Source organism: Bacillus cereus group sp. MYBK15-3 (assembly GCF_051916765.1).
In the GTDB taxonomy this organism is placed as follows: domain Bacteria; phylum Bacillota; class Bacilli; order Bacillales; family Bacillaceae_G; genus Bacillus_A; species Bacillus_A cereus.
Genome location: NZ_JBQAHG010000003.1, coordinates 324976 through 338975 on the forward strand (window position 1 = coordinate 324976; position 14000 = coordinate 338975).

Below are 14000 nucleotides of genomic sequence, written 5' to 3' on the forward strand. Positions count from 1 at the left end.
AACTACTTATATGTTCCGATAAATGGATTGCAGAAAGGAGCGATGAAGAGTGAAGTTTGGATTTGATATCGATGATACACTAATTGATTTAAGGCAGCATGCTTTTCATTTATATAATAAGAAATTAAACAAAAAAGTAGGGTTGGATGTATTCCATTCTTTAAAAACAATTGAAATTCATGAAGCATTTGGCATGACTTCCGAGGAAGGCGGTCATATGTGGAATAGTTTGCTGGATGAGATTTATTATACTTCTTGTTCACCGTTTCCGTATGCTGTAGAGACATTGCAAGAATTAGAAAGACAGGGACATGAAATTTACTATATAACGGCGCGACCTAAAGAGCATGGAGAGCAAACAAAAAAATGGTTAATAGAAAAAGGATTTCCGGTACATGAAGATCGCTTTTTCTATGGAATGAAGGATGAAGAAAAAATACACTTTATACAAGAAATAAAATTAAACTATTTCTTTGATGATAAGCCGGCTGTTTTAGAAACGTTAATAGGAAAACCGATAAATGTATATGCAAAAACTACTTCTTACAATCAATATCTCAATATCCCGCGTATTACAAATTGGATGGAGTTAGGAGATATTATAAAGAAAGATATGTGAGGATTTAAATGGAAAATCAAATAGAGCCAAGAGCATATTGAGTATTACAATTTTAGAGGAAAGACATACGTATTATGTCTTTCCTTATTTTTTAATATTATCGTTTTTATTAGTGTGATGTGCTAGGAGTACTTCTAATAGAGGGGGAATAGAAAAATGAGCAATAAGAAAAATATTTTTAAGCTAGTCTTGTATGGAAGCGTAATTTATATATCATACCAGTGATGGTTTTCCCTGGTGCCACAGTATATGCGGATATTTTGGGTAAGAAGTTCAAGAATTAATGAGATGTGTTCATGATCATGAATTTTTGGAAAACGAAAATTACAATGTTAGGTTATTTTGAATCAGTAGTGGACGATATGCAAATTTACATATTACAAAATAAACATCGTAATTTTTGGATTCTTGGTATAAAATACATTAATTAAACTATATATTAGAATGGATAAAGTGAATTGGAATTATTAAGAAACAGTAAGATTGGTACAAAACTAAACATATTAATAACTATATCAAGTATTGCATGTATAGTATTATCCCTAATAGGGTTTTGGGGGTTAGAAAGAGGGAAAAGTACTTCCTCTAATATGTATGAGGATAATTTACTGCCAATTGAGTGGATTGGAATTGTAGAATCTAATTTTTATCACGTTAATATGAACTTTATGGAAATAATGTTATCAAAAGATGAAAAAAGAATGAACGAATTAATAAGAGAAATGGATGGGATTCGTAAGGAAAATGATCATCTTTTAAAGCAGTTTGAGGCTAAACTTATTTCTACTAAAGAAAAAGAATTATATAACACGTTTCATGAAACATTTAATGAATTAAGGACTCAAATGAAGAAAGCACAAGAATTAGGGAAGTCTAATAATGAGGAAGCATATGCATATTATCTAAAAGAGATTGAACCTAATATGCAAAAATCAATAAAATCAATTCGTGAATTGATTTTATATAATAGTAATAATGCAGAGCTTTTACAGAAGGAAAATAATAATAGTGCTCAAAATACAATGATAATGTTTGTTAGTATTTCGATTTTAGCAATTTTAATAATTATATTAATTGGATATGTTATTAAATTAACTATCCGAAAACCACTTGCATTACTACAAAATGATATGGAAAAAGTAGCAGCTGGAGATTTAACAACACGTACTCCTTATAAAGCAAATAATGAATTAGGGCATATTGTTCAGTCTTTTAATAGTATGTTAGATAACCTTCAACAATTAATTGCGAATGTTAAGATGACAACACAAGAGGTTATTTTTACTACGGAGGGTGTATTACAAGATACAAATCGAGCGTCTAGTATTTCAAATGAGGTTGTACAGACTGTTTTAGAAGTAAAAACAAAAATAGAAGGACAGGTAACTAGTATTCAGGAGAGCTCATCCTCAATGGAAGAAATTACAACCGGGGTGCAAACTGTAGCTGAATCTTCAGCAGTAGTCGCTGAGGTAGCAGTAACGACTACAGAACGAATAAATATCGGTAGTGAAGTGATAAATCACTCTATTCTTCAAATGAATAGTGTGCATGATGTTGTCGAGGAAACATCAAAAGTAATAAATAAACTTGTTACACGTACACAACAGATTGATACAGCTCTCGCTGCAATTACTAATATTGCCGAACAAACGAATCTTCTTGCCTTAAATGCCGCTATTGAAGCGGCACGTGCTGGAGAGAATGGGAAAGGATTTGCAGTGGTTGCCGCAGAAGTTCGAGACTTGGCTGAGCAATCTAAAGAATCTGCCAAAGAAGTTAATCATTTAATAAAATCCATTCAAAAAGATACCCAAGATACAGTTAATGTCATGCAAAAAGGACAACAAAAGGCAGTAGAAGGAAAAGAAGCTGCTTACAAAGCGAATCAAACCTTCTTGTCTATTATGAGAGATATTGATAAGATTACAGGTCAAATTCAAGAAGTATCCGCAGCGACAGAAGAGATGTCTGCTGGTACAGAAGAAGTAAATGCTTCTCTTTCGCTAGTTTCTGAAACTGCAACGGATGTGAAAAAGGAGACTCTTCAAACTGTAAATTCAATTCAATCACAGGCCGTATCAATTGAACAAATATCAATCCAATCCAACAAAATGAAAGAAAAGGTGGAAGAATTAACGGAATTGGTTTCAAAATTTAATATTACAGAACAAAAAGAATAAGTAAATTGTAAAAGATTAGGTACGGCTATCAGCCTAAAAATAATTGATTTTTTACGATTAAAAAGATTTTAGTAATTAATTCAATCACAAGTGTAATAACATGTATAAAAAACATGAAGACTTAAGAGTCTTCGTGTTTTTTTTATTGAATAATGTCTGAAAAAATATTGATAATTATACGATATTTTGGAATTTATCACAAAATATTCATATATGCAAAATTACATACATTTAATGATTGATAATCACGAGTTAATGTAACTATAATAATTACACTGATAAGTAACTTATTGACGACAATTATAAGTGAAGAAGGAGGGCTTTATTGTATTTTGTATATAAAAAAATAGAGAAGGAGATATGCAAATGAAAAGGTTACTTGTTATAGGCCTAATGTATACAATGTTTTTCCTCATAGGAAATATACACTTACATGCTGATGAACGAATAAATGCAAAAAAAATTACTAGTTTAGAAGAGCCTACTTGGATATTTCAGGCGGGCATAAGTAAGGGGAAATATCATGATCGACAAGATTTAGGATTTATTTTGAAGAGAAATACACCATTAAAGGTAAGACAAACAAATCCTAATTTTAAAGACAAATTAACATTACGTTTATTGTCTAATGACTCAAAAAATGAAAAATTCATACAAGTAGGAAATGAATGGGTTACTATCCAAGGTGATACGTCTTTAGTTCCTTTCATAGATACTCCGTATGGTGAAGAGCACGCTGTACTTGAGTACCAAGTAGGGAATGAAAGTGCTACTAAACCCCTTCCCATTTATAAACAACAAGGAAGTGTATCTCAATTTTTTAGTACATGGGATCAATTTGATGGAGAGTATGCGTTACTTCAAGGGGAGAGTTTTCAATTATTTGTACCTAAAAAAGATAAAGAGTTAGTAAGATCTTTAAAAGATTTTCAATCATTGGATGAGTTAATTGCGTATTATGAAGATATTTTTGTGATGTATGATTCAATTATTGGTTTAGATGGCTCAACGTTTGAAAATAAAAAAAGTCAAAATCGTTATTTCTTAAAAGCAGATATATCTGGTGCTGGCGGTGCCTATTATGGCACAAATTGGACAGCGAATAGTACAGATAGTACAAAGATGTGGCTAGATAAACTAAGTTGGGGAACTTTACATGAAATCGCTCATGGATACCAAGCTGGTTTTGATAATCAAGGAATATTTACAGGAGAAGTTTCTAATAATCTATTTGGTGTTCAATATCAATATAGTAAATACGGCAAAAAAGCAGATCAACTTGGTTGGTTGTTTAATTTCGGGAAAAAGGAACAGGTAGAACGGAATTTATATAATGCTTTAATGAAAGAAAATAAAAATTATGATGATTTAGATTTACGACAAAAACTTATTCTTTTAACGATGGCGAAACAAAAAGCTGGCGATGAAGCATTTGCAAAAATGTATCAAGGTTATCGAAAACTAGCTAGCAATGCTGCTTTCAAAAAAGGTGACCATTCTTTACCAGATTTAATGAATCAGTATTATAGTGAGAATGGACAAGTTGATTTTACACCTGTTTTTGAAAGGTGGGGCTTTAAGCTTAATCATAAACAAATAGAGATGAATAGGGCGAAAGGTTTTCCGGCTGTTACTTCTTTAGCTTATATAGTGCCTGAATCACAATTAGCGAAAGCAAGAGCTATAGTTGATCCTGATATTCCGATAAACTCCAACTTCGAAATAGTTACGAATCAGCAAATTGCTCCACTTGGGCTAAAAGGGAATTTGCATATCCATTTAAATACAAATGAAATAGATACATTAAAAGGAGGAAAAATTAAATTAAAAGAAGGGAATACAGTTATTCAAGAGAAAACAATTGAAACAACAGATATCAATTTACAAGACATACCAAATGGAGTGTATACGGTTGAAATTTCAGGTGGGAAAACGAATAGTATGTACCATTTCAGTTCGTATTATGCCTATGTAAAAGAAAAAGATAATAGTCTAAAGATTGATATTAACGAAATGAAAGTGAGTAAGTTGGTAAATGAAACGATTCAATTCCTAGGATTAGGAGATGATCAGTTTGCCGTATTAAATACAGACTTAGAGCAAAATCGAGCTATTTTTACGATTACTACTAAAACGCCTCATAGCTATTATGCAGGTGAAAAATATGCATCGATAGAGGTCTTTAATGAAAAAGGTGAAAAAATTTATACGAAGGAAATGGAAGGAACAAATGTAACAATTGTAAAAGATATCATTCCACTAAAAGAGGGATATAGAATTAAAATCTATCATGATGAAATAAAAAAACGATTAACTAGTAAAGCTACTATTATTAATCCTATGAATAAAACGAATGAATTTATAATAACAAAATTGGGATTGAAAAATACTTCTTTGCAAAATAATCCAGAAGAAAATCTTATACAAAGAATTGATGAAGAAATGGAAGCGATTATAGGTAATCAGTTTTTAAAAGAGATACCAATGCAAAAATTAGAAATGAAAAAGAATGTGTGGATGGCAATAAATATGTTATCAGAACCACAAAAAATAACGTATATGAATAAATATAAAGATAGCTTATATAATGAGTAATTTTTGAGAAATGAATTGAATTGAATCTAAAAAAGTAGCAAACCAATCTATTAACCTATGTATGTAGAGGTATGTAAAAACGATTGGCTATAGTTAAAATTTTTTATCTATGCTTAAAATTCTAAAATACATTTATTTAATTTAATAATACGATTATAAAGGAGTAAAAATATGAATAATTTCGTAAAGGTAGGTCTAACTACAGGAGTGGTGTTATCGGCGATTATGCCTTATGGAGGAGTACATGCGGAAACAGAAGATTTAAAAGTGGAAACAAAGGAAGATACGTTCCGAACAGGTAATTTAACAGCACCTTCTCAAAATTCGGCAGAAAATGTAGCAAAGGATGCACTAAAAGGAAAAACAGAACAAGCATTATCATCAAAGCAAGTTAATACGGAATCCAAAGTTAATTATAATGTTACGCAAAGTCGTAAATCCTATGATGGTACTACATTGGTACGTCTTCAACAAACGTATGAAGGACGTGATGTATACGGATATCAACTAACAGCACATATTAATGATGATGGTGTACTTACGAGCGTTTCGGGAGATAGTGCCCAAGATTTACAACAACAGGAAGATTTGAAACAACCTATTACTCTATCAGAAGAGGATGCAAAGAAACAGCTTTTCAACATCTATGGAAATGATCTCACATTTATTGAAGAACCAGAAATTAAACAAGTGGTATATGTAGATGAAAATACAAATAAAGCTACAAACGCATATCAAATTACTTTTAGTGCATCTACACCTGAATATGTATCCGGTACAGTATTAATTGATGCTTTTGGTGGTAATCTATTAAAAGAACTCGTTCAAAAATTGGGTATACAAGTAGAGAGTAGTATTGTCCAATCTGCGACATCAAATAAATCAACAGATCCTTCAAAATTAACAGGTACAGGAAAAGATGACTTAGGTATTAATCGTACGTTTGGAATTACACAAAGAAGTGATGGAACGTACATGCTTGCAGATTATTCTCGTGGTAAGGGAATTGAAACATATACTGCTAATTATAAAGATTATAATAATTATAGAAGAAATGTATGGGGTTATCTCGATGATTTAGTAACAAGTAATTCTACAAATTTTACAGATCCTAAAGCAGTTAGTGCCCATTATTTAGCAACGAAAGTATATGATTTTTATCAAGAAAAATATGGCCGTAACAGCTTTGATAATAACGGACAAAAAGTAATTTCTGTCGTTCATGGTTGGAACACAAATGGTACGAATAAAGGAAATCCTAAGCAGTGGTTTAATGCATTTAGTAATGGCGCTATGCTAGTATACGGAGATCCAATTGTTAGAGCATTTGATGTGGCAGGACATGAATTTACACACGCGGTTACAAGAAATGAGTCTGGACTTGAGTACGCGGGAGAAGCTGGTGCAATTAATGAAGCGTTATCTGATATTTTAGGAGTAGCCGTTGAAAAGTATGCCAATAACGGAAAGTTCAATTGGACAATGGGAGAACAATCAGGTCGTATTTTTAGAGATATGAAAAACCCATCATCTATCTCTTCTAGATATCCAGAGGATTATAGGCATTATAATAACTTACCTATTGATGCTGACCACGATCATGGTGGTGTACACACGAACTCTAGCATTATTAATAAAGTAGCTTACTTGATTGCTAGTGGTGGAAGCCATAATGGAGTAAACGTACATGGCATTGGAGAAGATAAAATGTTTGATATTTTCTATTATGCAAATACGGATGAATTAAATATGACTTCTGATTTTAAAGAATTAAAAGAAGCTTGTATTCGTGTAGCAACGAACTTATATGGTAAAGACTCATTAGAAGTACAAGCTGTCCAACAAGCCTTTAAAGCAGCGTATATTTAATATTATTGTGATGAATTGCAAACTCTTTCATTTTAATATAGTGATTAATTTGTATTTATAGACAAAAACCTTGTAGAATTTTTCTGCAAGGTTTTTGAATGTTATCCCGCTATTTGCCGGGCGGTAAGACCCCGCCTCAAAATTCAGCTGTTATTTTTTTACTTGTTGTAAAGGATGGAAAGCTTTTAAGGTTGTGGCACGCCTCTTAAGAAAAAGATAAGGCGAAGCGATCTCGCTGTTATTTTCAAACAACAAACATTTGTTATTTGTATTATTTAGTGAAAGTTACCAAACGTTTTTCAAAACTATTTTACCTATTGCTTTATTTGACTCCAAATATTCATGTGCTTGTGCAACTTCATCAAACGTAAAAGATTTAGAATCTAGCAATGGACGAAGTTTTCCTTCTTCTACAATTTGCGTTATTTTCGTTAAGATTTCTCCGCAATCATTACGCTTATCTGTATGTAATATTTTTAATGCCATAAAAGTAACGTGCAGAGAGAGTCCTTTTGCGTGTAAAGGAGAGAGGTCATGGGTTGAACGAGCTGCAATAGTTATGACAGTTCCATTGACCGCAGCAGCTTCAAAAGAATGATCAAGATTCTTGCCGCCTACTGTATCAAATATAACTTCAAATCCGTTTCCGTTCGTATGTTTTTGTACATATTCTTGAACAGATTCTTCTTTATAATTAATAGCTATATCGGCTCCTAAACGATGGGCTATTTCCATTTTGTTTTGCTGAGAAGCTGTTGTAAAAACTTTAGCGCCTGCCCATTTAGCTAGTTGAATGGCTACGTGTCCTACGCCACCAGTAGCTCCATGAATGAGAACATTTTGACCAGGTTTAATATTTGCACGATCAAATAAAGATTCCCAAGCTGTAATTGCAACTAATGGTAGAGCAGCAGCTTCTTCCATTGTTAAATTGTTAGGTTTGTGAGCAATTAATCGTGCATCAGCAAGCATAAATTCTGCAAGTGCACCTCCAGTTTCTTTAAAACCTCCGGCACATCCGTATACTTTATCCCCTGATTTGAATTTCGAAACACCTTCTCCTACTTCAATAACAATACCAGCTACATCGCCGTGTAATATAGCTGGAAACTCAGGAGCGACGGCTGAAACGGCCCCACTACGCATTTTTGTATCGATTGGATTTACACTTGTTGCTTTTACATCGATTAGAACATGACCTGGTAAAAGTCTTGGTTTTGAAACTTTTTCTAATTGAAATACAGATGAATCCCCAAAAGAATGGATAATTTGTGCTTTCATAGTTTATACCTCCTGTTTGTGGTTATAGCATAGCAAAGTACGAAAAATAAGTATAATATTTTGAATTTTGTTAGTGAGAATTTTATATAAAGAAGAGGAAAGTGCATGAAATGAAATAATGTAACGTACTTCTAAAAACTACTGTAAAGCTTTTTGAAGAAAGGGTAGATGTTATTTTTGCAGCATGATTTATTCATTATGTTTATTATTACTCACTTAGTATAGGTATTTTAAAGTGCTACATCACTTTAAAGTACGTACTGCTATTCATGTTATGGCCGATTTATAATAACACTCGTAGCACAAAGAAAGTTATAACGATTACAATAGGCAACAATGTGGTGTTACAGTATTGCCTATCAATTTTGAGTAGAAATATGAAAAGTATAGATTTATATGAATGAAGGAAAGAAAGTGGATTGTGAGCTACAAAAGGATTAAATCGTCTTATTATAGAGAAGCCTTTTGGTTATAATGTAACGTCTGCTCGTGAGTTTAGCGCTAAATTAATTGAATGTTTTGATAAAAATGATATTTATTATAACGATCATTATCTTTGAAAATGAATGGTAACTAGGAATACACTTAGAAAAGTATTACGAAATAAATCGTATGTAATTCAAGACATTTTTATTGACGATAATAATTTATGTGGTTAATATATTAGACATAAGATTATTTAATTACTAAAAGTAATCTGATATAAAATGTTTCGTTAAATTCTATAAATAAGTAAGTTGTGGTAGAAATGCTTTGAATTGCCACTATTAATATTGGGGACAATTAAAAAGCGAAAGGTATAAAAAGAATTGGGATTTGATAACTCTTTGTTTTTATAAAACATGAGCTTCTGTACAATTCATTTTTAAAATATTGACAAGGATTATACAACAAGAGGGGGACTGAAATTGGAATCAATGACCTTTGTTTTATTTGGAGCGACAGGGGACTTAGCGAAACGCAAAATTTACCCAGCACTATATAATTTATATAGAGATCAAAAGCTTCCAAAGCAAATATCCGTTATCGGGCTTGGGAGACGTCAAGTATCTCATGTAGATTTTCAAGAAAGAATAAAAGAATCAATAGAGACGTTTTCCCGTCATAGAGAAGAAGGTACTCCGGAACTGGAAGGTTTTCTAGATAATTTTCGCTATTGTCCATTAGATGTGAGTAAGCCGGAAGACTATGAGAGGTTATTACAAGTCGTTCGTGAAAGGGAAGAAGAATTACATATAAAAGGAAATAGAATGTTTTATCTTTCCGTTGCTCCTGAATTTTTCGAGACCATTGCTTTAAATATTAAGGAAAGCGGACTTGATAAAACGGATGGATGGAAACGTCTGATGATTGAGAAACCATTCGGGCACGACCTTACATCTGCTCGTGAGCTGAATGATAAGCTTAGTCGCACGTTTGAAGAAGACGAGATATACCGTATTGATCATTATTTAGGTAAACCGATGATTCAAAACCTTGAAGCATTAGAATTTGCAAATCCTGTTCTCCAATCAATTTGGAATAAAGAACATATAGCGAATGTGCAAATCACAGCGAGTGAAACAGTTGGGGTTGAAGAAAGGGCAGGATATTATGACCAGGCAGGGGCCATTCGAGATATGGTTCAAAATCATATGTTACAAATATTAATGATGACTGCTATGAATCTGCCGGAAAAGGTTAATGCATGTGAAATTCGAGAGGAAAAGCGAAAGGTAATGGAAACGCTTCGTAAAGTGAAAAAAGAAGACGTTCAAAGCCATATCATTCGCGGACAATACGCTGCAGGTGAGATAAAAGGCGGACAAGTTGTAGCATACAAAGAGGAGCCAGGAGTAAATCCTTCTTCTAACATAGACACATTTGTTGCTGCTCGCCTGTGGATCGATAATCCATTTTGGACTGGCGTTCCCTTCTATATACGAACAGGCAAACGAATGAAAGAAAAGTCTACTCGTATTGTAATTGAATTTAAAAATACGTTAAAACAGCAATATCAAGATAGTAATCCAAATGCAGCACCTAACTTATTAATAATTGAAATTAGTCCAGGTGAGAACGTTTCATTACAGTTAAACAGTAAAAATCCATTGAAAAATGGAGAAATTGAACCGATGCGTATTAACTTTACTTGTGAGCAAGCGGATGTGGGAGTACCTGAAGCGTATGAAAGACTCATTCATGATGCTGTGAGTGGAGACGCTACATTCTTTGCACATTGGAGAGAAGTTGAATTGTCATGGGAATGGGTACAACCAATTCTTGAAGCGTTCGAGGAAAACTTATTGCCGCTTTATGAATATGAGTCTGGTTCATATGGTCCAGAAGCGTCTAATGAACTGTTGCAAGAAAGTGGATTTAAATGGTGGTTAGATCAAGAGACGGAAAAATAAGTACTTTCTTTAATAAAAGCATTTAGGGGGACGATTACTATGACACAAAACATAAATCAATTAGCAGTGAATACACTTCGTACGTTATCGATTGATGCTATTAATGCGGCAAACTCAGGTCATCCAGGTCTTCCGATGGGAGCAGCACCAATGGCTTATGCATTATGGGCGAATCATTTAAATTACAATCCTAATCACCCAGAATGGTTTAACCGTGATCGTTTCGTTTTATCGGCGGGACATGGATCTAGTCTGTTATATAGCTTACTTCATTTAGCTGGATATGATGTTTCAATTGATGACTTGAAAAATTTCAGAAAGTTAAATAGTAAAACACCAGGACATCCTGAGTTTGGTCATACTCCTGGAGTTGAAGCGACTACAGGCCCGTTAGGACAAGGGATTGCTAATGCTGTCGGAATGGCAATGGCAGAAGCTCATTTAGCAGCGAAGTTTAATAAGGATGGTCACTCTATTATAGATCACAATACGTATGCTTTAGTCGGAGATGGTGACTTAATGGAGGGTGTCGCTTATGAAGCGATGTCAATGGCAGGACATATGAAACTTGGCAAGTTAATTGTACTGTATGATTCAAATGAAATTTCACTTGATGGTGAATTAGGCATTGCTTTCTCTGAAGATATTCAGAAAAGGGCAGAATCTGTACATTGGCAATATGTAAGAGTTGAAGATGGAAACGATGTTGATGCGATTACAAAAGCTATTCAATCAGCGAAAGAAAATACGGATCAACCTACTCTTATAGAAATTAGAACCATTATAGGTTATGGAAGTCCAAAAGTTGCTGGAACGAACAAAGCACATGGTAATCCGCTTGGAGTAGAAGAAGCGACAGCGACAAAACAAGTGTATGGTTGGGATTATGAGGAAGATTTCTTTGTACCTGAAGAAGTAAAAGCTCATTTTAATGAACTGAAACAAAAAGGTATTGAAAAAGAAAATGACTGGAATGAGCAGTTCAACTCATACAGAGAGTCGAATCCTACACTAGCAGATGAATTAGAAAAAGCGATTACAGGTGAGGTTTTAATTGAAGCGAAAGACATTCTATCTTTTGATACTGAAAAAACGATTTCCACTCGTGTTGCAAGTGGGGAAGCTATTAATTATTATGTGAAATCGATTCCTTCTATTTTCGGTGGAAGTGCAGATCTTTCTCATTCCACTATGACAGATATAAAAGGTGAAGCTGTGTACGCGGTAGAATCGTATGCTGGACGAAATATATATTTCGGTGTACGTGAACATGCAATGGGCGCTGCAGCGAATGGATTGGCGCTTCATGGAGGAGTAAAACCTTTCGTAAGTACATTCTTTGTATTTAATGATTATCTTCGTCCGTCCATTCGACTGGCTGCACTGCAAAAGTTACCTGTTACTTACGTATTTACACATGATTCGATTGCTGTAGGAGAAGATGGTCCAACGCATGAACCAATTGAACAATTGGCAGCTCTTCGAGCAATTCCTGGTCTAACAGTTATCCGTCCGTCAGATGCAAATGAAACAGCAAGTGCTTGGGCGTATGCTTTACAGCAAACGGATGGTCCAGTCGTTTTAGTACTGAGCCGTCAAAATTTACCGGTGTTTAATGAAACGAAAGCGAACATAGAGAATCTCTCTAAAGGAGCTTACGTATTAACACAAACGAATGAAAATCCGGATGTGATTTTAATTGCGACAGGTTCTGAAGTATCCTTAGCTGCTAGTGCGAAAGCAAAATTAGAAGAAGATCAAGTTTCTGTTCGCATCGTTGCAATGCCGAGCTGGGAGTTATTCGATCACCAATCGAACGAATATAAAGAATCCGTTCTTCCGTCTTCTATAACGAAACGAGTATCTCTTGAAATGGGTGTATCTCTTGGTTGGGAACGTTATGTAGGACAAGAAGGAAAAGTACTATCAATTGAAACATTTGGAGCTTCAGGTACTGGAGCTGAAGTCATGAATCTATTTGGATTTAAGACAGAAAATGTTGTTCAAATTACAAAAAATGTGTTGAATTCTTAAGCTATGACTGTGAATACCTTTCTGTACATATTAAAATTTCAGTGCTGAAAGGTATTCCAGATTGTAGTGATATGGATTTTTAATAAAAGATGATTTGAGGAGGAATTATATTATGCAAGTAGGATTAATTGGGTTAGGTAAAATGGGATTAAATTTAGGGAAAAATTTAATGGATCATAAACATGAAGTAGTAGCATTTGATTTAAATACGAGCGCAGTAGAAGAAATGAAAGAGTACGGGGCAACAGGTACATCTAGTTTAAGTGAACTTGTTCAGTCATTACAATCACCAAGAATTCTTTGGGTAATGGTACCACACGCTGTTGTTGATTCTGTTATTGATGAGGTTACACCACTTTTATCAAAAGGAGATATTTTAATTGAAGCTGGTAATTCACATTATAAAGAGTCTATCCGCCGATATGAGCAATTAAAGAAAGATGGCATTCACTTTATGGATGCAGGAACTTCTGGCGGAATGGAAGGCGCTCGTAATGGTGCTTGTTACATGATCGGAGGAGATCAAGAAGCTTGGGACATCGTTGAACCTATCTTCCGCGATACTGCTGTAGAAAATGGATTCTTATATGCTGGAAAAGCTGGTAGTGGTCACTTCTTAAAAATGGTTCATAACGGAATTGAATACGGTATGATGGCTGCTATTGGTGAAGGATTTGAGATTCTAGAGAAGAGTGAATTTGACTACGATTATGAAAAAGTATCAAGAGTATGGAACAACGGTTCAGTGATTCGTTCTTGGTTAATGGAATTAACAGAAAATGCATTTTCTAAAGATGCAAAACTGGATGAGATTAAGGGTGTTATGCATTCTTCTGGTGAAGGAAAATGGACAGTAGAAACAGCATTAGACCTTCAAACAGCAACTCCTGTTATCGCAATGTCTCTATTAATGCGCTACCGCTCATTAGACAATGATACATTTACAGGAAAAGTTGTAGCAGCTCTGCGCAATGAATTTGGCGGACATGCAGTAGAAAAGAAATAAAGTGAAACTTTAATAAGTAG

At 34.0% G+C, this 14000-nt stretch carries 9 protein-coding genes and 1 pseudogene; 9 read left to right on the plus strand and 1 reads right to left on the minus strand.

The features are described 5' to 3' along the window. Nucleotides 1–49 precede the first annotated feature (49 nt). The 5 genes from ACTFR8_RS15785 to ACTFR8_RS15805 all read left to right on the plus strand — a co-directional run bounded on the left by ACTFR8_RS15785 (nucleotide 50) and on the right by ACTFR8_RS15805 (nucleotide 7266). A complete protein-coding gene (locus ACTFR8_RS15785; RefSeq protein WP_000668223.1) occupies nucleotides 50–619 on the plus strand; it encodes a 5' nucleotidase, NT5C type in 570 nt (189 codons plus the stop codon). A gap of 296 nt (nucleotides 620–915) precedes the next feature. Next, nucleotides 916–1050: a hypothetical protein gene (locus ACTFR8_RS15790; RefSeq protein WP_000605684.1), complete on the plus strand. Its 135-nt coding sequence runs from the start codon at nucleotides 916–918 to the stop codon at nucleotides 1048–1050. A gap of 27 nt (nucleotides 1051–1077) precedes the next feature. Next, nucleotides 1078–2802, plus strand: a complete 1725-nt coding sequence (locus tag ACTFR8_RS15795) for a methyl-accepting chemotaxis protein (protein WP_000421999.1) — start codon at nucleotides 1078–1080, stop codon at nucleotides 2800–2802. 366 nt (nucleotides 2803–3168) lie between these two features. Then, nucleotides 3169–5397: a putative mucin/carbohydrate-binding domain-containing protein gene (locus tag ACTFR8_RS15800; protein WP_000826244.1), complete on the plus strand. Its 2229-nt coding sequence runs from the start codon at nucleotides 3169–3171 to the stop codon at nucleotides 5395–5397. A 171-nt stretch (nucleotides 5398–5568) separates the two neighbouring features. Beyond that, entirely contained in the window at nucleotides 5569–7266 is a 1698-nt protein-coding gene (locus tag ACTFR8_RS15805; RefSeq protein ID WP_001058948.1) for a M4 family metallopeptidase, read from the plus strand. Nucleotides 7267–7551: 285 nt separating this feature from the next. Here ACTFR8_RS15805 and ACTFR8_RS15810 read toward each other — a convergent pair whose 3' ends face one another. After that, on the minus strand, nucleotides 7552–8547 hold the full coding sequence (locus ACTFR8_RS15810; protein ID WP_000647265.1) for a zinc-dependent alcohol dehydrogenase family protein: 996 nt from the start codon (nucleotides 8545–8547) through the stop codon (nucleotides 7552–7554). 407 nt (nucleotides 8548–8954) lie between these two features. On the opposite strand from ACTFR8_RS15810, the pseudogene ACTFR8_RS15815 reads away from it, so the two are divergent. The 4 genes and pseudogenes from ACTFR8_RS15815 to gnd all read left to right on the plus strand — a co-directional run. Further along, a pseudogene (locus ACTFR8_RS15815) lies at nucleotides 8955–9107 on the plus strand (glucose-6-phosphate dehydrogenase); the annotation flags it as partial. Nucleotides 9108–9455: 348 nt separating this feature from the next. Next, entirely contained in the window at nucleotides 9456–10940 is a 1485-nt protein-coding gene (gene zwf / locus ACTFR8_RS15820) for a glucose-6-phosphate dehydrogenase (RefSeq protein ID WP_000445364.1), read from the plus strand. A gap of 39 nt (nucleotides 10941–10979) precedes the next feature. Then, complete coding sequence (tkt, locus tag ACTFR8_RS15825) at nucleotides 10980–12974, plus strand: transketolase (protein WP_000193047.1); 1995 nt, start codon at nucleotides 10980–10982, stop codon at nucleotides 12972–12974. Nucleotides 12975–13086: 112 nt separating this feature from the next. Beyond that, on the plus strand, nucleotides 13087–13980 hold the full coding sequence (gene gnd / locus ACTFR8_RS15830; RefSeq protein ID WP_001195925.1) for a phosphogluconate dehydrogenase (NAD(+)-dependent, decarboxylating): 894 nt from the start codon (nucleotides 13087–13089) through the stop codon (nucleotides 13978–13980). Nucleotides 13981–14000: the final 20 nt, after the last annotated feature.

What these genes read in the sequence shown, in the direction of transcription:
- ACTFR8_RS15790 (WP_000605684.1), top strand. Translation starts at nt 916, where the DNA reads ATGATCATGAATTTTTGGAAAACGAAAATTACAATGTTAGGTTATTTT.
- ACTFR8_RS15810 (WP_000647265.1), bottom strand. Translation starts at nt 8,547, where the DNA reads ATGAAAGCACAAATTATCCATTCTTTTGGGGATTCATCTGTATTTCAA.
- ACTFR8_RS15805 (WP_001058948.1), top strand. Translation starts at nt 5,569, where the DNA reads ATGAATAATTTCGTAAAGGTAGGTCTAACTACAGGAGTGGTGTTATCG.
- ACTFR8_RS15800 (WP_000826244.1), top strand. Translation starts at nt 3,169, where the DNA reads ATGAAAAGGTTACTTGTTATAGGCCTAATGTATACAATGTTTTTCCTC.
- gnd (WP_001195925.1), top strand. Translation starts at nt 13,087, where the DNA reads ATGCAAGTAGGATTAATTGGGTTAGGTAAAATGGGATTAAATTTAGGG.
- tkt (WP_000193047.1), top strand. Translation starts at nt 10,980, where the DNA reads ATGACACAAAACATAAATCAATTAGCAGTGAATACACTTCGTACGTTA.